This is a genomic window from Pseudomonas sp. DWP3-1-3b3 (genome assembly GCF_049896305.1).
Classification (GTDB): Bacteria; Pseudomonadota; Gammaproteobacteria; order Pseudomonadales; family Pseudomonadaceae; genus Aquipseudomonas; species Aquipseudomonas azotoformans_A.
Window position 1 is genome coordinate 420,791 of the sequence record NZ_JAFCUA010000003.1, and the last position, 21,736, is coordinate 442,526.

At 61.9% G+C, this 21,736-nt stretch carries 14 protein-coding genes; 9 read left to right on the plus strand and 5 right to left on the minus strand.

Translation table 11 applies throughout. The features are described from left to right. Positions 1-14 precede the first annotated feature (14 nt). Genes ACP7BX_RS11925 through ACP7BX_RS11935 form a run of 3 tightly spaced genes read right to left on the minus strand, consistent with a single transcriptional unit; the run spans position 15 to position 4,733 of the window. Positions 15-1,199, minus strand: a complete 1,185-nt coding sequence (locus ACP7BX_RS11925) for an osmoprotectant NAGGN system M42 family peptidase (protein ID WP_010208883.1) — start codon at positions 1,197-1,199, stop codon at positions 15-17. Positions 1,200-1,223: 24 nt separating this feature from the next. After that, on the minus strand, positions 1,224-2,957 hold the full coding sequence (gene ngg / locus ACP7BX_RS11930) for an N-acetylglutaminylglutamine synthetase (protein WP_426126605.1): 1,734 nt from the start codon (positions 2,955-2,957) through the stop codon (positions 1,224-1,226). A gap of 3 nt (positions 2,958-2,960) precedes the next feature. Further along, complete coding sequence (locus ACP7BX_RS11935) at positions 2,961-4,733, minus strand: N-acetylglutaminylglutamine amidotransferase (RefSeq protein WP_177076440.1); 1,773 nt, start codon at positions 4,731-4,733, stop codon at positions 2,961-2,963. A 309-nt stretch (positions 4,734-5,042) separates the two neighbouring features. Here ACP7BX_RS11935 and ACP7BX_RS11940 point away from each other — a divergent pair, with 309 nt between their 5' ends. Next, positions 5,043-9,893, plus strand: coding sequence for an NEL-type E3 ubiquitin ligase domain-containing protein (locus ACP7BX_RS11940; protein ID WP_426126607.1), 4,851 nt, complete (start codon positions 5,043-5,045; stop codon positions 9,891-9,893). Here ACP7BX_RS11940 and mnmC read toward each other — a convergent pair whose 3' ends face one another. Next, positions 9,894-11,882, minus strand: coding sequence for a bifunctional tRNA (5-methylaminomethyl-2-thiouridine)(34)-methyltransferase MnmD/FAD-dependent 5-carboxymethylaminomethyl-2-thiouridine(34) oxidoreductase MnmC (mnmC, locus tag ACP7BX_RS11945; protein WP_426126609.1), 1,989 nt, complete (start codon positions 11,880-11,882; stop codon positions 9,894-9,896). Between the two features lie 141 nt (positions 11,883-12,023). On the opposite strand from mnmC, the gene pap reads away from it, so the two are divergent. The 3 genes from pap to ACP7BX_RS11960 all read left to right on the plus strand — a co-directional run bounded on the left by pap (position 12,024) and on the right by ACP7BX_RS11960 (position 15,844). Further along, on the plus strand, positions 12,024-13,541 hold the full coding sequence (pap, locus tag ACP7BX_RS11950) for a polyphosphate:AMP phosphotransferase (protein ID WP_033900906.1): 1,518 nt from the start codon (positions 12,024-12,026) through the stop codon (positions 13,539-13,541). Between the two features lie 91 nt (positions 13,542-13,632). Then, positions 13,633-14,817, plus strand: a complete 1,185-nt coding sequence (locus ACP7BX_RS11955; protein ID WP_061449148.1) for a thiolase family protein — start codon at positions 13,633-13,635, stop codon at positions 14,815-14,817. 70 nt (positions 14,818-14,887) lie between these two features. Further along, positions 14,888-15,844, plus strand: a complete 957-nt coding sequence (locus ACP7BX_RS11960; protein WP_061449147.1) for a DMT family transporter — start codon at positions 14,888-14,890, stop codon at positions 15,842-15,844. Here ACP7BX_RS11960 and ACP7BX_RS11965 read toward each other — a convergent pair. Beyond that, positions 15,841-17,223, minus strand: a complete 1,383-nt coding sequence (locus tag ACP7BX_RS11965; RefSeq protein ID WP_426126613.1) for a class II fumarate hydratase — start codon at positions 17,221-17,223, stop codon at positions 15,841-15,843. The two genes, ACP7BX_RS11960 and ACP7BX_RS11965, sit on opposite strands and share 4 nt — an antisense overlap. A 193-nt stretch (positions 17,224-17,416) precedes the next feature. Here ACP7BX_RS11965 and ACP7BX_RS11970 point away from each other — a divergent pair, with 193 nt between their 5' ends. The 5 genes from ACP7BX_RS11970 (at position 17,417) to ACP7BX_RS11990 (ending at position 21,732) form a co-directional block, all read left to right on the plus strand. Continuing rightward, complete coding sequence (locus tag ACP7BX_RS11970) at positions 17,417-17,935, plus strand: DUF2059 domain-containing protein (RefSeq protein ID WP_010567461.1); 519 nt, start codon at positions 17,417-17,419, stop codon at positions 17,933-17,935. 6 nt (positions 17,936-17,941) lie between these two features. Beyond that, entirely contained in the window at positions 17,942-18,238 is a 297-nt protein-coding gene (locus tag ACP7BX_RS11975) for a BolA family protein (RefSeq protein WP_038847405.1), read from the plus strand. 118 nt (positions 18,239-18,356) lie between these two features. Further along, a complete protein-coding gene (locus ACP7BX_RS11980; protein WP_033900937.1) occupies positions 18,357-19,298 on the plus strand; it encodes a rhodanese-related sulfurtransferase in 942 nt (313 codons plus the stop codon). 36 nt (positions 19,299-19,334) lie between these two features. After that, positions 19,335-19,937, plus strand: a complete 603-nt coding sequence (locus tag ACP7BX_RS11985) for a DsbA family protein (protein WP_174890965.1) — start codon at positions 19,335-19,337, stop codon at positions 19,935-19,937. After that, positions 19,930-21,732 (plus strand): ABC transporter ATP-binding protein, encoded by a 1,803-nt coding sequence (locus tag ACP7BX_RS11990; RefSeq protein ID WP_061449146.1) that lies wholly within the window; start codon positions 19,930-19,932, stop codon positions 21,730-21,732. The genes ACP7BX_RS11985 and ACP7BX_RS11990 overlap by 8 nt, the downstream gene beginning before the upstream one ends. The last annotated feature ends 4 nt before the right edge of the window (positions 21,733-21,736 follow it).

Sequence of the window (21,736 nt, forward strand, 5' to 3'; positions counted from 1 at the left end):
CATAGTTGCCAGCCTCAGGACTTGTTGCCTACCAGGCTGTCCACCGACGGCACGCGGGTGTCGCTCTCCATCTGCGTCTCGTGCTCGATCTGATGGCTGAACCGATCCAGGGACCCCTGGGCCGGTTGCGCATCACTGGCGAACACCGGCGGGCTGAGGATGTAAGCGCCCAATAGACGACTCAACGCCGCGAGGCTGTCGATATGGGTGCGCTCGTAGCCGTGGGTCGCATCGCAACCGAACGCCAGTAAGGCGGTGCGGATATCGTGGCCAGCGGTGACGGCCGAGTGCGCATCACTGAAGTAATAGCGGAACAGGTCGCGACGCACCGGCAACTCGTTGTCAGACGCCAGGCGCAGCAGATGCCGCGACAGGTGATAGTCATACGGCCCGCCGGAATCCTGCATCGCCACGCTCACCGCGTGCTCGCTGGAGTGCTGACCGGGGGCGACCGGGGCGATATCGATGCCGACAAATTCACTGACGTCCCAAGGCAGGGCGGCGGCGGCACCGCTGCCGGTTTCTTCGGTGATGGTGAACAGCGGGTGGCAGTCGATCAGCAAGGGTTCGCCACTGTCGACAATGGCCTTGAGCGCCGCGAGCAGGGCGGCGACACCGGCTTTGTCATCCAGGTGGCGCGCGCTGATATGCCCGCTCTCAGTGAACTCGGGCAGCGGGTCGAAGGCCACGTAGTCACCGATGCCAATCCCCAAGGAATCGCAATCGGCGCGGGTCGCGCAGTAGGCGTCGAGGCGCAACTCCACGTGGTCCCAGCTCACCGGCATTTCATCCACGGCGGTGTTGAAGGCATGCCCGGAGGCCATCAGCGGCAACACGCTGCCGCGGATCACTCCATTGTCGGTAAACAGGCTGACGCGGCTGCCTTCGGCAAAGCGGCTCGACCAGCAGCCCACCGGCGCCAGGCTCAGGCGGCCGTTGTCCTTGATCGCTCGCACGGCCGCGCCGATGGTGTCCAGGTGCGCGGACACGGCGCGGTCGGGGCTGTTTTTCTGGCCTTTCAAGGTCGCGCGAATGGTGCCGCGACGGGTCATCTCAAACGGGATGCCGAGTTCTTCCAGGCGCTCGGCCACGTAGCGCACGATGGTGTCGGTAAACCCGGTGGGGCTGGGGATGGCGAGCATTTCCAGCAGGACTTTTTGCAGGTAATTCAGATCCGGTTCGGGGATGGTTCGGCTCATAAAGACTCCTGGGGTTCGGATCGTTCAGCTATGGGGAAACAGCAAATCCACAAATTTCTCCGCGGTAGGCTGCGGTTCATGATTGGCCAGGCCGGCCCGTTCGTTGGCTTCGATAAACACGTACTCGGGTTGATCGGCGGCGGGCACCATCAGGTCCAGGCCCACCATGGGGATGTCCAGGGCGCGGGCGGCGCGCACGGCGGCGTCCACCAGCGTCGGGTGCAAGATGGCGGTGACGTCTTCCAGGCACCCGCCGGTGTGCAGGTTGGCGGTGCGGCGCACGGCCAGGGTCTGGCCTCGGGGCAGGATGCTGCTGTAGTCGACACCGGCGGCTTTCAAGGTGCGTTCGGTTTCGGCATCCAGGGGGATTTTGCTTTCGCCGTCAGTGGCGGCCTGGCGGCGCCGGCTTTGGGCTTCGATCAGCGCGCCGATGGAATGGTGGCCGTCACCGGTCACCTCGGCAGGGCGACGAATCGCAGCGGCAACCACCTCGAAACCGATCACCAGGATGCGCAGGTCCAACCCTTCGTGAAAGCTCTCCAACAGCACACGGCTGTCGAACTGCCGCGCCGCTTCGATGGCCTGCTGCACCTCTTCGATGGTCTGCAGGTCCACCGCTACGCCCTGGCCTTGTTCACCGTCCAGCGGCTTTACGACGATGCGCGGGTGTTCGTCGAGGAACTCCAGGTTCTCATCCGCGCTGCCCGCCAGTTGCTGCGACGGCAGTTTCAAACCGGCAGCTTTCAGCACTTTGTGAGTCAGGCTTTTGTCCTGGCACAGAGTCATGCTGATGGCGCTGGTCAAGTCGCTCAACGACTCACGGCAACGCACACGACGCCCGCCGTGGCTCAGGGTGAACAAGCCGGCATCGGCGTCATCCACTTGCACGTCGATGCCGCGCCGATGGGCTTCCTCGACAATGATCCGCGCATAGGGATTGAACCCCGCCTGCGGGCCCGGGCCGAGAAACAGCGGCTGGTTGATGCCGTTCTTGCGCTTGATCGCAAAGGTGGTCAACGCGCGAAAGCCGAGCTTGGCGTAGAGGTTCTTGGCCTGGCGGTTATCGTGCAATACCGACAAATCCAGATAGCTCAGGCCACGGCTCATGAAGTGTTCCACCAAATGGCGCACCAGCACTTCGCCCACGCCGGGGCGCGTGCATTGCGGGTCGACCGCCAGGCACCACAGGCTGCAACCGTTTTCCGGGTCGTGAAAGGCTTTTTGGTGATTCAGACCCATGACGCTGCCGATCACCGCGCCGCTGTCTTCGTCTTCCGCCAACCAATACACCGGGCCACCTTGATGGCGCGGCGTGAGGCGTTCGGCGTCGACCGGCAACATGCCGCGTCCCTGATACAACTGGTTCACCGCCAACCAATCCGCCTCGGTCTGCACCCGGCGAATGCGAAAGCCGCGGAACACGCGAGTGGCGGGGCGGTAGTCGGTGAACCACAGGCGCAGGGTGTCGGAAGGGTCGAGGAACAATTGCTGCGGGTCGATCCCCAGGATCTGCTGGGGCGCCGCGACGTAAAGCGCGATATCCCGCTCGCCCGCCTGCTCATTGAGCAATTCCTGGGCGAGGCTGGCAGGGTCTGGAAAGGTATGACCGATCAACAACCGGCCCCAACCGCAATGCACGGCAATCGGTTCGGCCGCCAATGGGCTGCCATCTTCCGCCAGCCGGGCTTGCAGGCGCTCGTACGACGGTGCCTGGCCCTTCAGCAAACGTTGGCTGTAAGCCGCTGCATGGGGTTTCATCAATCAGATTCCTTGTTCGCTGAGCCACAGGTTCAGCGCCGCCAGTTGCCACAGCTTGGAGCCGCGCAGCGGAGTCAATTGGCCTTGCGGGTCGGTGAGCAAACGGTCAAGCATCGCGGGGTTGAACAGGCCGCGATCCTGGCTCGGGTCGAGCAACAGTTCACGTACCCAGTTCAAGGTGTCGCCCTGCAAATGCTTGAGGCCAGGCACCGGGAAGTAGCCTTTTTTGCGGTCGATGACCTCGCTTGGGATCACGCGGCGCGCGGCTTCTTTCAACACCTGTTTGCCGCCATCGGGCAGCTTGAACTTACCCGGCACCCGCGCCGAGAGTTCCACCAGGCGGTAATCGAGAAACGGCGTGCGCGCTTCCAGGCCCCAGGCCATGGTCATGTTGTCGACGCGTTTGACCGGGTCGTCCACCAGCATCACCGTGCTGTCCAGGCGCAGGGCCTTGTCCACCGCGGCATCGGCGCCGGGCATGGCGAAGTGTTCGCGCACGAAGTCACCGGCGGCGTCATTGGCGGTCAGCCATTTTGGCGCGACAGTCGCCGCGTAATCGTCGTAGCTGCGGTCGAAAAACGCATCGCGATAGGCCGCGTACGGATCGCTGGCGCCGTCCACCTGCGGGTACCAGTGGTACCCGGCGAACAGCTCATCTGCGCCCTGGCCGCTCTGCACCACCTTGCAATGCTTGGCCACTTCCCGCGACAGCAGGTAGAAGGCGATGCAGTCGTGGCTGACCATCGGCTCGCTCATGGCACGGAAGGCGGCGGGCAGTTGCTCGATGATCTCGCTTTCGGCGATGCGCAACTGGTGGTGACGGGTGCCGTAGTGCTTGGCGATCAGGTCGGAGTATTGGAACTCGTTGCCCGCTTCGCCGCCGGCGTCTTCAAAGCCGATGGAAAACGTCGACAGGTCTTGTACGCCGACTTCGCGCAGCAGGCCCACGAGCATGCTCGAATCGACGCCGCCGGAGAGCAGCACGCCAACATCCACGGCGGCACGTTGGCGGATGGCCACGGCTTCGCGGGTGCTGTCGAGCACGCGGTCGGTCCAATCTTCCAGGGTCAGGTTTTTTTCGTCGTCGTGTGGGCCGTAAGGCAGGGTCCACCACACTTTCTGCTCGGTCTTGCCGCTGGCGTCGATGCGCATCCAGCTGGCTGGCGGCATCTTTTCGATACCGGCCAGCAAGGTACGCGGTGCAGGCACCACGGCGTGGAAGTTCAGATAATGGTTGAGGGCCACGGGATCGAGGATCGGGTTGATATCGCCGCCCTTGAGCAACGCTGGCAACGCCGAGGCAAACCGCAATCGCTGGCCGGTCCGCGACAGGTACAACGGCTTCACGCCAAGACGGTCACGGGCGATGAACAGACGCTGGGCATCACGTTCCCAGATCGCAAACGCGAACATGCCATTGAGCTTGGGCAGCAATGCCTCGCCCCAGGCGTGATAGCCCTTTAGCAACACTTCGGTGTCGCCGCCGGAATAGAAGGCGTAGCCCAAGGCTTCCAGCTCTTCACGCAATTCCGGGAAGTTATAGATCGCGCCGTTGAAGGCCAGGCTCAGGCCGAGCTGCGAATCGACCATCGGTTGGGCCGAGCCGTCCGACAGGTCCATGATTTTCAGGCGCCGGTGGCCGAGGGCAATCGGCCCTTGGGCATGGAATCCCCAGGCGTCTGGGCCACGGGGAGCCAGGTGATGGGTGATGCGCTCAATGGCTGCCAGGTCGGCAGGTTGGGCATCGAAACGTAATTCTCCAGCTAATCCGCACATAAATTCCTTACCGGTTTTTCCGTTGGGGAGGGGAAACACTCAATACGCCCCGAAGGGCGCGTACCCAGAAACTGACACGGGGCTATTCGTGGAGTTTTAGACCGATAAGTTATAAGGCAAATAGCCGCAATCTCGACATGGCCTCTGTCGGCCGTGCGCGGGCTGCGTGCCAGTGGTGGTAAAAGAAGCCGGTTTCGCCGCAAAATCTGCGGCGTTTCAGCCCTTGAATGCTGCGGTTTTTGAACCTTTTTCCACGGGCCGTAGGTTTATCGTATCCAGCCATCATTGATTGCATCAGGGAGGGTTGGAATGACTGAAACACAGGGTTTATATGAAGAGGTTGCCCCCGTAACGCGCGATGAGCTGGACGCCGCCTTACTCGATATGACCGGCGATCTGGATAAGGCACAGGTGTTGCACCAGACGTTGCCACACTGGATGCTCGACGCGCCGCCGGGCAGCCTGGCGGCCGTCGAGCAGGCCTACCTCGACAGTGAGGCCCCGCGCCAACGCCTTGAGCAGCGCCTTGGCCGGCTGCAGCCGTTGCATGAGTTCTGCACGGCAAAACTGCAGGAATATCTGGTCGGCAAAGGGCATGCGGGGCTGAATGTTCGCCAGGACTATCTGGAGCGCCCCAGGCGCGAAGCGTTCGAAATTGCGCCTAACGTGAGCGGTATTCCGATTTTTTCGACCACTCTGGAAAAACACAGCCTGGTGCAGGCGGCCATGCAGAATTTTTCTGAAGCCGAGGCCGAACCCGACGGCTTGCCTAAAAAGTCCCTGATTCGCCGGGGGACTGACGACAGCGTTGTGTCCGGTCTCACCGCGCATCAATTCGTGGGCTATTGCCGCGATCTGGATCTGGGCAACGCCTACCAGGCGCATTTACGCGACGTTTTCAGCTTGCCTGCCCCAGGCGAATCGGCGCTGCCCCTGAGCTACAACCTTGCCGCACTGGATGTGGGACGGGGCAAGTGCGCCGATATGCTGACGGACCTGCACCTCGCCCTGGCGCGGCAAGATATCAGCCTGGCCACCCATGCTCGCCTGCTCAAGTTGATCAAGGCCGACTTGCCAGCCGCCCGGCATGCCGATTCGGAGTTCACCCAGAAACGCCTGATCTGGCAGGGCCTTAACCTGGACAAGGCCTGCCTGTGGAGTGTGCTGGTGTTTTCGGAGGCGCAGGCCGGTGAGCTGGCCGAGGATAACCTGATCGTCTACATGCCCGATGAACCGCTGCGTCCCTGGTACGAATACCCGACCCTGGCGGACTTCAAGCAGTACCTCACGCTCAAGTTGCGAGTGGCGTCCTGCCGGCAGGCGTTCGTACGCTATCTGGATGAATCCGAGCGCGTGGACTTTCTCAGCCACTTTCAAGCCGGTGGTGCGCTGGGTTCGTTGCAAGCGATACCGGTAAACGACAATTTCAGCGATTTTTTCTTCCGCGCCTGCGTCGGCAAAGTCCAGTTGGATGCGCGGGTATTGGCCGTGCCCAAGGCTCAAGTGGATGAAGACGCCCGGCAACAGCGCCTGTGGGATTACCTCAACTTCGGGCTGGATGTCCTGAATGTTGCAGCCTTCGTGGTGCCGGTACTCGGGCAACTGATGATGGGTGTTGCCATCGGTCAACTGCTGGGGGAGGTGTTCGACGGGGTCGAGGACTGGAGGCATGGCGACAACGCTGAGGCGCTCAAGCATCTGGTCAATGTGGCGGAAAATCTTGCCGCCATGGTGCTGTTCGCGGCAGGCGGACGCGTGGTGGGGTCGCTCAAGCGCAACTTGGCCTCGTCAGCAGAGTTTTTCGACAAAGTCGAGGCCGTCAAGCTACGCGATTCCCAACTAAGGCTATGGCGGCCACGGCTGGCGGCCTATCGTCAAACGGTGGAGATGACCGATTCGGTGGCGCCTAACTCGCAGGGAGTGTACCTGGCCAACGAAGGCCTCTATATCCAACTGGCGGGCGAGTCGTATGCCATTGCTTTTGACGCCAACCTCGGGCAATGGCGAATCATCCACCCTCAACGGCCGGCCGCGTATCGGCCGCCATTGCAACATAATTTCCAGGGTGGCTGGCAACACGACTATGAGCGTGCGCGGGAATGGGCTGAGCCGTTGAACATCCTCCATCGCATTGACCCTGGCCTGGTCGAGGTGCCGTCGGACGACCTACGAAGTATCGCTGCCATTAATCAAATGGACCTGCCTGCGTTGCGCCAGCTGGCTCAGGCGCACAAAGCCCTGCCGGAGCGCTTCCAGGACGGGGTGGCGCGGTTTCGCCAGCACCGCAAAGTGCTTGACTTGATCCAGGCGCTGGAGCCCGAGCAGGCTCTCACACCCGCCACCGCCCGCAGCCAGATGCTCGCTTTGCCGCTGATACCCAGTTGGCCCCAAGGGCGCTTTTTCGAGCTATTGGACGCTGACGGCAACCTCCTTGAGAGCTACCCGGACCTGGCTCCCCTCAACTATGAAGACCTGAGCATTCATATCACCGAGCAGCAACTCAAGGATGGCCAGGTGATGGAGACTTTGCTGCAAGCCTTGGGCGATGAGGAACGCAGCACGTTGCTTGGCGCCAGCGTACCGCTAGAGGACGCCCAGCCGCTGCTCAAGCGTCGTTTGCTGGAGGCTGTGAATGCACAGCATCGCGTCCTTTATGAGCGGTTGTATGATGGTTATAACGGCGTCGCCACCGGTGACCTCGCGCCGCTGCGCGCGCGCTTTCCCCGCTTGCCGCGCCGATTTGCGTGGGAGCAACTGTCCGAAGCGCGCACCTTGGATCGCCGCTATTTGCGCAAGGACAATCGTGTGTCGTTGACATTAGAAGAGCGCTGTCGCGAAGCGATTGAGCAGATGGACGAAGACGATGCCCTGATGGGTTTGTACTGGCTTCCCCTGGCCGGTAGCGGAACGCAACGCGTGATCTTCGGCTTGCTCGGGAGGCTGGCGCATTGGCCGCAGGATATGTGTGTACAGCTACGTGAAGGTGGCATGACCGGGGATGTCCTTGAGCAGGTAGGGGCTTCCGGCGCTTCGGTGCAGCGCACCATCGTTCGAGATGCACAGGGTTTTCAGGCCTTCGATGAGCAAGGCAAGGATTTGAATACCCGTGTCAGCGGCCCTGATGGATTGCTTCGGGCGGTGGTGGATTGCCTGTCGACTGCCCGAAGGAAACTGATGGGCCTGGAGGGCGATCAAGCAGTGGACCGCCTGCGCAGCCAGTTACGCTTTAAGAGTCAGGACGAACGTCCTCGTATGCGGCGCTACTTGCGAACGCAGCGTCCGGCCGTAGAGGAGCAACTGCCGGCTTGCGCACCCGCGCAGGTGCTTGATCCGGTCGCACCGGTACTTGCGGATTTTTCAACGGCGTTGGTGCGCAAAGTCAGAAAGCTCTACCCGGCGATGGATGGCGCGCAAGTCTTACATTTTCTGCAGGACGCGGGCGCCGACCACTTGAGCCGTGCCAAGGCGGTAAAGGCGCTTGAACAGGAGTTCAAGGCACTTCAGCAGGCGCTGAAACGCTGGGTCAGTGACCGTACGGACTATGTGCCTGAGGTCATCCCTTATTGGGATTATCGCCTCAGCCGTTCCCAGGTCCGGGAGGCCATCGAATGCAGCTGGCGCGGGCTGACTATGCTCAGGGACCCAGAGCAGCGCAGTGTCCCCAGCCTGGCGTTGGACGAGATGGCCGTGGGAAAACTGCCGACTTTGCCCGCCCAGATACGCTTCGAAAAGGTCAAACAGTTGTCTCTGCGTAACATGGGCTTGAACGATGAGGTGGCGTATTTTCTCAAGCACTTCAACAACCTGCACACCCTTGATCTGTCGCACAACCAAATCACGCGCTTGCCCGAAGCCCTGTCGTTGATGCCTGACCTGACATATTTGTATCTGCCACGCAATCGCCTGCAACTCACCGAACACACACGCAAGAAACTCGGTGAGATACGTCGGCTCAAAACCCTGAACCTGGCCCATAACCCTTTGCTCAATGCGCCCGATGTGACGCATCAGCATGATTTGCGCCGGTTGCGGTTGCGCGATTGCGGGCTTAAGGAGTTTCCTGTCGGTGTCGGGGGCCTGCAGTATCTGGATCTTGTGGACTTGCGCGGCAATTTGATCACCACATTGCCCGATTGGCTGTTTCTGCTGCCTCGCCGGGCTGGGCAGGCCTACAACCTGCGCCTAAACGCGTTGTCGGGTGAAAGCGCAGCGGCCCTGAAGGTTTATCTTGACCGCGTGGGCGTTGGCATGGGGTTTCTTGAGGACGACATACCCCGTTTGACCGAACAGAGGGCGCGGGAGAACTGGTTGGCGGATGAGCGTGTCGCTGACTATGTCGAGAAGAACCGGGTATGGACCGGACTGAAGAATGAGCCAGACAGTGGGGAGCTGTTTAATTTGCTCGCCGAGTTGGTCAATACCGCGGATGCCACCAAAGTGCGTGATGATTTGGAGCGACGGGTATGGCGGGTACTGAATGCCACGGCTGCCCATGCAGCGCTGCGCAAGGAGGTGTTTGAGCGGGCCGGTGCACCGTTCAATTGCGACGATTCGACGGCGGTGAACTTCAGTGATCTGGAAGTGCTGGTGGAGATCGATGAGGTTTCCCGCGAGAACGCCAGTGAGCCATTGGCTGCCCGATCCCGGTTGAAAGTTGCCAAGGGGCTTTTTCGCCTCGACCAGTTGCGCAAAATTGCGGCTCGCCACAGTAGCGAAAATCCGACCTACGACCCCTTGGAAGTGGAGCTGGCTTACCGTGCAGGCCTGGCACCTCAGGTCTATTTGCCGGGCCAGCCAAGCGGCATGTTGTTCCCGGACCTGGCAGGCGTCACCGACGTGAAGCTCAGTCAGGCAGAGCTGGAACTCAAGAGCGCTGAATTATCGCCACAGTTACTGGCCTGTATCGTCAAGCTGCCGTTTTGGGAACGCTACCTGAAACTCGCTTTTGCCAGCCGTTTTGACACGTTGAACGCCCCCTTCAGCCTGCGCGCCGATGAGGTCTATGAGCAGCGTGAAGAGCTGTCGAGCGCCGAGTTCCAGCGCCTGATGAATCAGATCAGGCTGGAAAGGGAGCAGGCCGAAGCCGTCGAGATCGAGCGGCTGACCAAGGGCGCATTGCGCAGTGAGGACCAGCATGTGTGTGAAGCGCCGGCGGGTTGATCAAGATGCGGTCGCCTTGGCCCGGATCAACCCTCGCATGGCAAACCGGTTCGGATGACACGCCGCGGCCACGCTGGCCGGCAGCGGCAGCGGTTCAGCATCAATCCAGGCAGCCACCAATTCGCCGCACAACGGCGCGGTGATCAGTCCGCGCGACCCGTGGCCACTGTTGATGTACAGGCCGGGCAACCAGGGGCAGGGCGCGTCTGGCACTTGCCGGGCGTCCTTGCTCAGCACGGCATAGGCTTGGTTGAACAGCGCGAGATCGGCCAGCGGCCCGACAATGGGCAGGTAGTCGGGGCTGGTGCAACGGAAGGCGGCGCGGCCTTCCAGCCCCTCGGGGTCGAGGTGGTCGGCGCCCAGGCGGACCAGCAAGTCTTCGGAGATGTCCCGCAGCATCTCCAGATTGCCGGCGTGTTCAGCGGCGGTGGGCGTGAGGTCGTCGCTGTTAAAGTCAAAGCTGGCGCCGAGGGTGTGTTCGCCCAAGCGCGCCGGGGCGACATAGCCTTCGGCGCAGACCACGGTCGCCAGTGCTTCGCTCGCCGGGGTTTGCGCCAACCGGGTGATTTGCCCGCGGATGCGCTTGAGCGGCAGCTCGCTGCTCGCCGGAAAATGCTTGATGTCCGCGGCACCGGCCAGCACCACCACGCGGGCGCTGGCCAACAGCCGATCGCCGTCGAGGGCTTGCCACTGGTTATCGACGTACCGCAGCTCAACCGCGTGGTGATGGGGGAGCACGCTGATCAAAGGGTGCGCTGTTTGCCATTGGCACAATGCCGGCGGATGCACCCAACCGCCCTCGGGGAAAAACAGCCCGCCCTGTTCCAGTTGGATGCCGGCACGTTGCTGGGCCTGATCTTTATCCAACACGTGCAGCAACTCAGGCGCAAAGGCTTCGGCCAGTTTTGCCTGGCGCTCGGCTTCCTTGGCGTCGAAGGCCAGTTGCAACACGCCGCAGCCATCCCAGTCGATACCGCGATGCAAGTGTTCCAGCAGGCGCCGGGTGTGGCCGAAACCGCTCAGGATCAACTGCGACAACGCGGTGCCGTGGGCCGACAGCTTTAGATAAAGCACGCCCTGAGGGTTGCCCGAGGCTTCCTGGGCCAGTGCGGCGTGTCGCTCCAGCAGGCTGACGCGCCAGCCACGGGCGGCGAGGCTGGCGGCGGTGGCGCAACCGGCCAGGCCGCCGCCGATAACCATGGCGTGGCGTTCGCCTTCGATAACCGGTGGCCGCGCAAACCAGGGTTTGGCGGCGGGCGGTGCTGGTGTTTCGGCTGGCCATCCGAGAAATTCGCCGCGCAGGATCTCCCACTTGTGGCCAATGCCTGGCGTGCGTTTCATCTTGAAACCGGCGGCGTTGATCAACCGGCGCACCCAGCCCGTGCTGGTGAAGGTGCTGATGGTCGAACCCGGTGCGGCCAGGCGTGCCAGTTCGGCGAACAGTTCGGCGGTCCACATATCCGGGTTTTTCGCGGGGGCGAAACCGTCGAGGAACCACGCGTCGACCTGCGCGTCCAGTTGTGGCAGTTGCTCCAGGGCGTCGCCGATCAACAGGGTCAGGGTCACGCGACCGTTATCCAGTACCAGGCGTTGGAAGCCTTGATGGATCGCGATGTACTGCGCCAGCAGTTGTTCGGCAAAGGGTTGCAGCTCTGGCCAGAGGGCGAGGGCGCGTTGCAGGTCGGCGTGGCTCAGCGGGTACTTTTCCACACTGACAAAATGCAGACGCGCACCCTCCACCGCGTGCTGTTCGAACAATTGCCAGGCGCACAGAAAATTCAATCCGGTGCCGAAACCGGTCTCGCCAATCACCAACTGCCCGTCCACCGGCAAGGCGGCAAAACGCTCCTGCAGTCGGTTTTGTTCGAGGAACACATAACGGGTTTCTTCCAGGCCCGACTTATCGGAGAAGTACACGTCGTCAAACACCCGCGAATGCGGGCGACCTTGGTCATCCCAGTCGAGCTGGGCGTGGGTGATGGGGTTCATGGGCGGCTCGGTAAACACAAGGCGGCCATTCTAGCTGATCAATGGGCAATGAATTGACCCACGGCAAGCGCCGATGGAATTTCCTCCCGCGTGTTGCTGCCCAATCCGCTAGTCTTGAGCCATCTTGAAACGGAGCTGCCCATGTTCGAATCCGCCGAAATCGGTCACGCCATCGACAAAGACACCTACGACGCCGAAGTGCCGGCCCTGCGTGAGGCCCTGCTGGAGGTGCAGTACGAACTGCAACAGCAGAAGCGCTTCCCTGTGATCATCCTGATCAACGGCATCGAAGGCGCCGGCAAGGGCGAGACCGTCAAGCTGCTGAATGAATGGATGGACCCGCGCCTGATCGAAGTGCGCACTTTCGACCAGCAGACCGACGAAGAACTGGCGCGGCCACCGGCCTGGCGCTACTGGCGGCAACTGCCGGCCAAGGGCCGCATGGGGATTTTCTTCGGTAATTGGTACAGCCAGATGCTGCAGGCCCGCGTGCATGGGCAGATCAAGGACGCAAGACTCGACCAGGCCATTGCCGGTGCCGAGCGCCTGGAAAAGATGCTCTGCGATGAGGGCGCGTTGATCTTCAAATTCTGGTTCCACCTCTCCAAGAAGCAGATGAAGGCGCGACTCAAGGCCCTGGCTGACGACCCGCTGCACAGCTGGCGCATCAGTCCGCTGGACTGGCAGCAGTCCGAGACCTACGACAAATTCGTGCATTTCGGCGAGCGCGTGCTGCGCCGCACCAGCCGCGACTATGCACCGTGGCATGTGATCGAAGGGGTGGACAGCAACTATCGCAGCCTTACCGTGGGCAAGCTGCTGCTCGAAGGCCTGCAAAATGCGCTGAAGCTGCCCAAGGGCAAGGCCAGCGGCATGAACCCGGCGCCGTTGATCGCCTCCGTGGACAAGAAGAGCCTGCTGGACAGCCTCGACCTGACACAACGTTTGGACAAGGACGATTACGAAGAACAACTGATCACCGAGCAGGCGCGTTTCTCCGGGCTGATGCGCGACAAACGCATGCGCAAGCACGCGCTGATCACGGTGTTCGAGGGTAACGACGCGGCGGGCAAGGGCGGGGCTATCCGTCGGGTGGCGGCGGCGCTGGATCCGCGTCAGTACCACATCGTACCGATTGCCGCGCCGAGTGAAGACGAACGTGCCCAGCCTTATCTGTGGCGCTTCTGGCAGAAGATCCCGGCGCGGGGCATGTTCACTGTGTTCGACCGCTCCTGGTACGGCCGCGTGCTGGTGGAGCGCATCGAGGGCTTCTGCACCCCGGCGGACTGGATGCGCGCCTATGGCGAGATCAACGACTTTGAAGAGCAACTGCGTGATGCGGGTGTGATCGTCGTCAAGTTCTGGTTGGCCATCGATAAGCAGACCCAACTGGAGCGTTTCCAGGCTCGCGAAGAAATCCCATTCAAACGCTTCAAGATCACCGAAGACGACTGGCGCAACCGCGACAAGTGGGACGACTACCGCGCCGCCGTGGGCGATATGGTCGACCGCACCAGCACCGAAATCGCACCCTGGACCTTGGTGGAAGCCAACGACAAGCGCTGGGCCCGGGTCAAGGTGCTGCGCACCATCAACCGGGCGCTGGAGGACGCGTTCGACAAGTCCGACAAGCACGACAAGAAAGGCAAGAAGAAGTAGGGCTATCCACAGGGTGAATGATCGTCGCGGTTGACGAAAGCTGGATCTATCCTCGATCCATCTCCCAACAATCACAAGATCGAGGTAGCCCATGCGTGAAGTAGTGATCGTCGACAGCGTGCGAACCGGCTTGGCCAAATCCTTTCGCGGCAAATTCAACCAGACCCGCCCGGATGACATGGCGGCCCATTGCGTCAACGCGCTGCTGACCCGCAATGGCATCGACCCGGCGACGGTGGAGGACTGCATCGTCGGCGCCGGCTCCAACGAAGGCGCCCAGGGCTACAACATCGGGCGCAACGTGGCAGTGTTGTCGCAACTGGGCACCGGCACGGCGGGGATGACCCTTAACCGTTTCTGCTCGTCGGGCTTGCAGGCGATTGCCATCGCGGCCAACCAGATCGCGTCGGGCTGCAGCGACATCATCGTTGCCGGTGGCGTCGAGTCCATCAGCCTGACGATGAAAAGCGTCAACACCGACAACCTGATCAACCCGCTGCTGAAAGAGCAGGTGCCGGGTATCTACTTCCCCATGGGCCAGACTGCCGAGATCGTCGCGCGTCGCTACAGCGTCAGCCGCGAAGAGCAGGACCTCTACGCCCTGCAAAGCCAGCAACGTACGGCCCAGGCCCAGGCCGACGGCTTGTTCAACGATGAAATCGTGCCGATGGCGGTCAAGTACAAGGTTGAAGACAAGAACACCGGAGAAGTGCAGGTGCTCGAAGGCGTGGTTGACCGTGACGACTGCAACCGCCCGGACACCACCCTGGCCAGCCTGCAAGGCCTGAAACCAGTGTTTGCCGAGGACGGTTCGGTGACGGCGGGTAACTCGTCGCAGCTGTCCGACGGCGCCTCGATGACCCTGGTGATGAGCCTGGAAAAAGCCCTGGAATTGGGGCTCAAGCCCAAGGCATTTTTCCGTGGGTTCACGGTAGCCGGGTGCGAGCCGGACGAGATGGGCATCGGCCCGGTGTTCTCGGTGCCCAAGCTGCTCAAGGCCAAGGGCTTGCAAGTGGCGGACATCGACCTGTGGGAACTCAACGAAGCCTTCGCGTCCCAGTGTCTGTATGCGCGTAATCGCCTGGAAATCGATAACGCCAAGTACAACGTCAACGGCGGCTCGATCTCCATCGGCCACCCATTCGGCATGACCGGTTCGCGGCAGGTGGGGCACCTGGTGCGCGAGTTGCAGCGGCGCAACCTGCGTTACGGCATCGTCACCATGTGCGTGGGCGGTGGCATGGGCGCCACCGGGTTGTTCGAAGCGGTGCGCTGATCTTCGCTACACAAAGTGCGTCGGGTGCCCCTAGAATGCGGCTCCACTTCCTCTGGCTTCTGGGGCACTCATGCACATCTCTTCCGGCCGCTGGGTCTATGGTTTTCTCCTGACCCTGCTGACCGCGCTGCTCTGGGGCATTCTGCCGATCAAACTCAAGCAGGTGCTGCAGGTGATGGACCCGATCACCGTCACCTGGTTTCGCCTGATCGTGGCCGGCAGTTGTCTGTTTATCTACTTGGCGCTGACCAAACGCTTGCCCAGCCGCAAGGTATTGGGCCCCAAGGGCGGGTGGCTGGTGGGTATGGCGGTGTGCGGCCTGGTGGGCAACTACGTGTTGTACCTGGTGGGCCTGAAGATGCTCAGCCCCGGCACCGCGCAACTGGTGGTGCAGATGGGGCCGATCTTCTTGATGATTGCCAGTGTGTTTGTGTTCAAGGAGCGGTTCAGTCGCGGGCAGGTGTTGGGGTTGTTCGTGTTGATCGCGGGTTTTGGCCTGTTCTTCAACCAGCGCCTGGAAGAGTTGCTGACGTCCCTTGGCGCCTATACCGCCGGTGTGCTGACGATCTTGTTGGCCACTTCGATCTGGGTGTTCTACGCCCTGGGCCAGAAGCAACTGCTGACGGTGTGGAATTCGCTGCAAGTGATGATGGTGATCTACCTCACCTGCGCCTTATTGCTCACGCCTTGGGCGCATCCCCTTGAGGCCTTGGACCTGAGCCCGCTGCAAGGCTGGCTGTTGCTGGCGTGCTGCATGAATACCCTGGTGGCCTATGGCGCCTTTGCCGAAGCGTTGGCCCACTGGGAAGCATCGCGGGTCAGTGCGACCCTGGCGCTGACACCCCTGGTGACTTTCGTGGCTGTGGCCCTGGCGGCGTGGCTGTGGCCTGACTATGTGCAGGCTGAAGAAATCAACGCCCTGGGCTATGCCGGGGCGTTGGTGGTGGTGTTGGGCTCGGCGACCGTGGCGCTGGCGCCGTCGTTGCTCGCCGGGCTCAAGGCCCGGCGGTTGCGTATGGCGTCCTAGGCACCGAGCATGTCTTGCGGGCGAACCCACTGGTCGAATTGCTCATCGGTGAGGTAGCCCAGGTCCAATGCGGCCTCGCGTAGGGTCAACCCTTCGGCGTAGGCCTTCTTGGCGATTTCCGCCGACTTGTCGTAGCCGATGTGCGGGTTGAGCGCGGTCACCAGCATCAGCCCGCGCTCCAGGTGCTCGGCCATTTGCACAGGGTCGGGCTCAAGTCCGGCCACGCAGTGTTCCTGGAAGTTGTTGCAGCCGTCGGCCAGCAGGCGGATGGATTCCAGCAGGTTGTGGATGATCACCGGCTTGTACACATTCAACTGCAAGTGGCCTTGGCTGGCGGCGATGCCGATGGTCACGTCGTTGCCCAACACTTGGCAGGCCAGCATTGACAGTGCTTCGCACTGCGTCGGGTTGACCTTGCCCGGCATGATCGAACTGCCGGGCTCGTTGGCCGGCAGCCGCACTTCGGCCAACCCGGTGCGCGGGCCGGAGCCGAGCAGGCGCAGGTCGTTGGCGATTTTCATCAGCGCCACGGCCAGGGTTTTCAGCGCGCCGTGCAGGGTCACTAATGGTTCGTGGCCGGAAAGGGCGGCGAATTTGTTCGGCGCGGTGACGAACGGCAAGCCCGACAACGCCGCCAGCTCGGAGGCAATCGCCTCGCCAAAACCGTGGGGCGCATTCAGCCCGGTGCCGACCGCGGTGCCGCCCTGGGCCAGCTCGCACACGGCGGGCAGGGCGGCGCGAACGGCGCGTTCAGCGTAATCAAGTTGGGCGATGAACGCCGAGAGTTCCTGGCCGAAGGTGATCGGCGTGGCATCCATCATGTGGGTGCGGCCGGTCTTCACCAGCTTCATATGTTTGGCAGCTTGTTCAGCCAGGCCGCCGGAAAGCGTGGCAATCGCCGGCAGCAAGCGCTGATGCACAGCCTGGACCGCCGCGATGCTCATGGCGGTGGGGAAGCAGTCATTGGAACTCTGGGACCGGTTGACGTGATCGTTGGGGTGCACCGGGCTCTTGCCGCCACGTTTGTTGCCCGCCAGTTCGTTGGCGCGGCCGGCGATCACTTCGTTGGCGTTCATGTTGCTCTGGGTGCCGCTGCCGGTCTGCCAGACTACCAGGGGGAATTGGTCGTCATGTTGCCCGTCGAGCACTTCGTCGGCGGCTTGTTCGATCAGGCGGGCGATGTCGGCGGGCAAGTCGCCATTACGGTCGTTGACCCGTGCAGCGGCCTTCTTGATCAGGGCCAGGGCGTGCAACACCGCCAGCGGCATGCGCTGTTCGCCAATGGCGAAGTTCACCAGCGAACGTTGGGTCTGGGCGCCCCAGTAAGCGTCATCCGGGACGTGGACTTCTCCCAGGCTGTCGGTTTCGATACGGCTCATCGGGCACACTCCTTCAGGTCTGTTTGCGCAGTTTAGGCCTTGATCGACCGGTGGGGTTCCCTAAAAGACTTTTCATCGGGTTCATCCCTCGAGAATCCTTGTCCTACATGGCTTGGGGTTGAGCCATAAGGTTTTTTAGGCGCAGAATGGGCGCCCTTGGGGTCCGACCTCGCCTGCTAGAAAAGGAAACTCGATGACTCGTCTTCGTGCCATCTGTACCGCGGTTGCTCTGGTTTGCGCCAGCGGCCAAGTCTTTGCCGATACCGCCAGCCACAACGCCAGTGCCGAAGCCTTCCTTACCCTGGCCCATGCCGACAAGCTGGGTACCCCGGTGTACATGCAAGTGCAGCAAATGTTCGCCCAGCGCTTCGAACAGACCAAGGCGCCTGCCGCCAAGCAGTCCGTACTGGACAGCTACCAGGCCAAGGCCAACGCCGCCCTGGACCAGGCTATCGGCTGGCCGAAGCTGAAACCGGACATGGTCAAGCTCTACACCAGCAACTTCAGCGAATCCGAACTCAAGGACCTGGTTGCCTTCTACCAGTCGCCATTGGGCAAGAAAGTCCTGGAAAAAATGCCGCAGCTGACCCAGCAATCGGCCCAGATGACCCAAGCCAAGCTGGAAAGCGCCGTGCCAGTGGTCAACAAGCTGCTCGAAGACATGACCAACGAGCTGACGCCTAAAGCCGCCGCTCCGGCCAAGAAGAAGTAAGCAGGAATGACCATGCAACAGCGTATCGAAACGGCGCTTGCCGCCCTGGGCACCGACCACTTGAGCGTGCTGGACGAAAGCCATATGCACAGCCGTGGGTTGCAGACCCACTTCAAGGCCGTGCTGGTCAGCCCGCAGTTCGAGGGGCTCAACCGCGTCAAGCGCCACCAGAAGGTCTACGCCACCCTGGGTGACCTGATGAGCGAATTTCATGCGCTGGCGCTGCATACCTACACGCCTGAGGAATGGGCGAAAATCGACGCAGCCCCGGCCTCGCCGACCTGCGCCGGCGGGCATGACTGACGCACGGGTGTCTCTGACACCGGGCATTTGTTAGAATCCGCAACGCGCCGCTTAGCCGGCGCGTTTTTTTTGCATCCGGTTCACCCTTTACGAGGGTAGCCACCTGGAGAGAACACCCATGACTCAACCGATTGTCGTGGCGGCACTGTATAAGTTCGTCACCCTCGAAGACTACGTCGCCCTGCGCGAGCCACTGCTGCAGGCGATGGTCGACAACGGCATCAAAGGCACTTTGCTGATCGCCGAAGAAGGCATCAACGGCACCGTTTCCGGCAGCCGCGAAGGGATTGACGGCCTGATGGCCTGGTTGAAGAACGACCCGCGCATGGTCGACATCGACCACAAAGAATCCTACTGCGACGACCAGCCGTTCTACCGCACCAAGGTCAAGCTCAAGAAAGAGATCGTGACCCTGGGCGTCGAAGGCGTCGACCCGAACAAGAAAGTCGGCACCTATGTCGACCCGCAGGACTGGAACGCGCTGATCAGCGACCCGGAAGTGCTGTTGATCGACACCCGTAACGACTACGAAGTGTCCATCGGCACCTTTGAAGGCGCAATCGACCCTAAAACCACCAGTTTTCGCGAATTTCCCGACTACATCAAAGCCAACTTCGACCCGGCCAAGCACAAGAAGGTCGCGATGTTCTGCACCGGCGGTATTCGCTGCGAGAAGGCGTCGAGCTACATGCTCAGCGAAGGCTTCGATGAGGTCTACCACCTCAAGGGCGGCATCCTGAAGTACCTCGAAGAGGTGCCGCAGGCAGAAACCAAATGGCAGGGCGACTGCTTTGTTTTCGATAATCGCGTGACCGTGCGCCACGACCTGAGCGAAGGCGACTACGATCAATGTCATGCTTGCCGCACACCGGTGAGCGTCGAAGACCGCGCCTCCGAGCACTACGTAGCTGGCATCAGCTGCCCACATTGCTGGGATAAGCTGCCCGAGAAGACCCGTCGCAGCGCGATCGACCGCCAGAAGCAGATCGAGCTGGCCAAGGCCCGCAACATGCCGCATCCGATTGGTTTCAACTACAAGCAAACTCCTTCCGAGGCCTGACCCATGTCCGCGCGCCTGCTTTATGTAATGGACCCGATGTGTTCCTGGTGCTGGGGGTTTGCCCCGGTAGCCGAGGCGTTGGTGGAGCAGGCCCAGGCGGCCGGCGTGGAACTGCACCTGGTGGTGGGCGGCTTGCGCACCGGCAGCGGCGCGGCGCTGGAGCCGACCACTCGGCGCTATATCCTGGAACACTGGCAGGCAGTCACCGACGCCACCGGCCAGCCGTTCAAGCGCGAAGGCGCGTTGCCCGACGGTTTTGTGTATGACACGGAGCCGGCGTGCCGGGCCATTGTCACCGCCCGCAGCCTGGCGCCGGACTGCGCCTGGAAGCTGCTGGGGCTGATCCAGCGTGCGTTCTATGTGGAAGGCCGCGACGTGACCCTCGCCAGCGTGCTGGTGGAACTGGCGGAACAGGCGGGTATCCCGCGTATCGAGTTTGCCGGCGAGTTTGACCGCGCTGAGCAGCATGCGGCTACGGCGGCCGATTTCACCTGGGTGCAGGACTTGGGCATCGCTGGTTTCCCGACGCTGCTGGCCGAGCGCAATGGTCAATTGGCCTTGCTGACCAACGGTTACCAGCCCCTGTCCGAGCTATCGCCTCTGCTGGGCCGATGGCTGGAGCGAGCCACCTGTGCATGAACCCGCCCAGCGCACCGATCGCCTGACCTGGGCGGAAATTCGCCGCCTGGCCCTGCGTCACAAGAAATCCCTGTGGATCGCCAATGGCGTCGCCGTGCTGGCGACCCTGTGCAGTGTGCCTATCCCGTTGCTGTTGCCGCTGCTGGTGGACGAAGTCCTGCTCGGCCATGGCGACGCTGCGCTCAAGGTCATGAATCACGCATTGCCGCTGGGCTGGCAGAAGGCGGCTGGCTATATCGGCCTGATGCTGCTGGTGACCCTGTTCCTGCGCTGCGGTGCGTTGGTGTTCAACGTAGTGCAGGCGCGCTTGTTTGCGCGATTGGCCAAGGACATTGTGTACCGCATCCGCGTGCGCCTGATCGAGCGACTCAAGCGCATTTCCCTGGGCGAGTATGAAAGCCTGGGCAGCGGCACGGTCACGACTCATCTGGTCACCGACCTCGACACGCTGGACAAATTCGTCGGCGAAACCCTCAGCCGCTTCCTGGTGGCCATGCTCACGCTGGTGGGCACCTCGGCGATCCTGGTGTGGATGCATTGGCAACTGGCGCTGCTGATCCTGTTGTTCAACCCGCTGGTGATTTACGCCACGGTGCAGTTGGGCAAGCGCGTCAAACACCTGAAGAAGCTGGAAAACGACAGCACCTCACGGTTCACCCAGGCCCTGACTGAAACCCTGGACGCAATCCAGGAAGTCCGCGCCGGCAACCGCCAGGGTTTCTTCCTCGGGCGTCTGGGCCAGCGTGCCCAGGAAGTGCGCGACTACGCGATCCACTCCCAGTGGAAAACCGACGCCTCCAGCCGCGCCAGTGGTTTGCTGTTCCAGTTCGGTATCGACATCTTCCGCGCTGCGGCGATGCTCACCGTGTTGTTCTCCGACCTGTCCATCGGCCAGATGCTCGCGGTGTTCAGCTACTTGTGGTTCATGATCGGCCCGGTGGAGCAATTGCTGAACCTGCAATACGCCTACTACGCGGCGGGCGGCGCGCTGACGCGGATCAACGAGCTGCTGGCGCGTGCCGATGAGCCGCAATACGCCGGTGGCGAAGATCCCTTCGTGGGGCGTGAGACCGTCGGCATCGAAGTGCGCGGCCTCAATTTCGGTTATGGCGAAGACTTGGTCCTCGACCAGTTGAACCTGGCCATCGCGCCCGGCGAAAAGGTGGCCATCGTCGGCGCGAGCGGCGGCGGCAAAAGTACCCTGGTGCAACTGTTGCTCGGACTTTATACGCCACAGGCTGGAACTATCCGCTTTGGTGGCGCCACTCAGCAGGAAATCGGCCTGGAGACCATTCGCGAAAACGTCGCCGTGGTGCTGCAACACCCGGCACTGTTCAACGACACGGTGCGCGCCAACCTGACCATGGGCCGTGAACGCAGTGACCAGGCCTGCTGGCAGGCACTGGAAATCGCCCAACTGGAGGCTACCGTCAAGGCATTGCCCATGGGCCTGGACAGTGTGGTGGGGCGTTCCGGGGTGCGGTTTTCTGGTGGGCAGCGTCAGCGCCTGGCGATTGCACGGATGGTATTGGCCGAACCGAAAGTGGTGATCCTCGACGAGGCGACTTCCGCCCTCGATGCTGCCACCGAATACAACCTGCACCAGGCGCTGGCGCGGTTCCTCAGCGGCCGTACTACACTGATTATCGCCCACCGTCTGTCGGCGGTTAAGCAGGCTGATCGAGTATTGGTGTTTGACGGCGGTCACATTGCCGAGGACGGCGACCATCAGCAACTGATCGCTGACGGTGGTTTGTACGCCAAACTCTACGGGCACTTGCAACAAGTTCGTTGATTTA

Excerpts from the sequence above, each read along its gene's own strand:
- ACP7BX_RS11925 (WP_010208883.1), bottom strand. The coding sequence starts at position 1,199 with ATGAGCCGAACCATCCCCGAACCGGATCTGAATTACCTGCAAAAAGTC.
- ngg (WP_426126605.1), bottom strand. The coding sequence starts at position 2,957 with ATGAAACCCCATGCAGCGGCTTACAGCCAACGTTTGCTGAAGGGCCAG.
- ACP7BX_RS11935 (WP_177076440.1), bottom strand. The coding sequence starts at position 4,733 with ATGTGCGGATTAGCTGGAGAATTACGTTTCGATGCCCAACCTGCCGAC.
- ACP7BX_RS11940 (WP_426126607.1), top strand. The coding sequence starts at position 5,043 with ATGACTGAAACACAGGGTTTATATGAAGAGGTTGCCCCCGTAACGCGC.
- mnmC (WP_426126609.1), bottom strand. The coding sequence starts at position 11,882 with ATGAACCCCATCACCCACGCCCAGCTCGACTGGGATGACCAAGGTCGC.
- pap (WP_033900906.1), top strand. The coding sequence starts at position 12,024 with ATGTTCGAATCCGCCGAAATCGGTCACGCCATCGACAAAGACACCTAC.
- ACP7BX_RS11955 (WP_061449148.1), top strand. The coding sequence starts at position 13,633 with ATGCGTGAAGTAGTGATCGTCGACAGCGTGCGAACCGGCTTGGCCAAA.
- ACP7BX_RS11960 (WP_061449147.1), top strand. The coding sequence starts at position 14,888 with ATGCACATCTCTTCCGGCCGCTGGGTCTATGGTTTTCTCCTGACCCTG.
- ACP7BX_RS11965 (WP_426126613.1), bottom strand. The coding sequence starts at position 17,223 with ATGAGCCGTATCGAAACCGACAGCCTGGGAGAAGTCCACGTCCCGGAT.
- ACP7BX_RS11970 (WP_010567461.1), top strand. The coding sequence starts at position 17,417 with ATGACTCGTCTTCGTGCCATCTGTACCGCGGTTGCTCTGGTTTGCGCC.
- ACP7BX_RS11975 (WP_038847405.1), top strand. The coding sequence starts at position 17,942 with ATGACCATGCAACAGCGTATCGAAACGGCGCTTGCCGCCCTGGGCACC.
- ACP7BX_RS11980 (WP_033900937.1), top strand. The coding sequence starts at position 18,357 with ATGACTCAACCGATTGTCGTGGCGGCACTGTATAAGTTCGTCACCCTC.
- ACP7BX_RS11985 (WP_174890965.1), top strand. The coding sequence starts at position 19,335 with ATGTGTTCCTGGTGCTGGGGGTTTGCCCCGGTAGCCGAGGCGTTGGTG.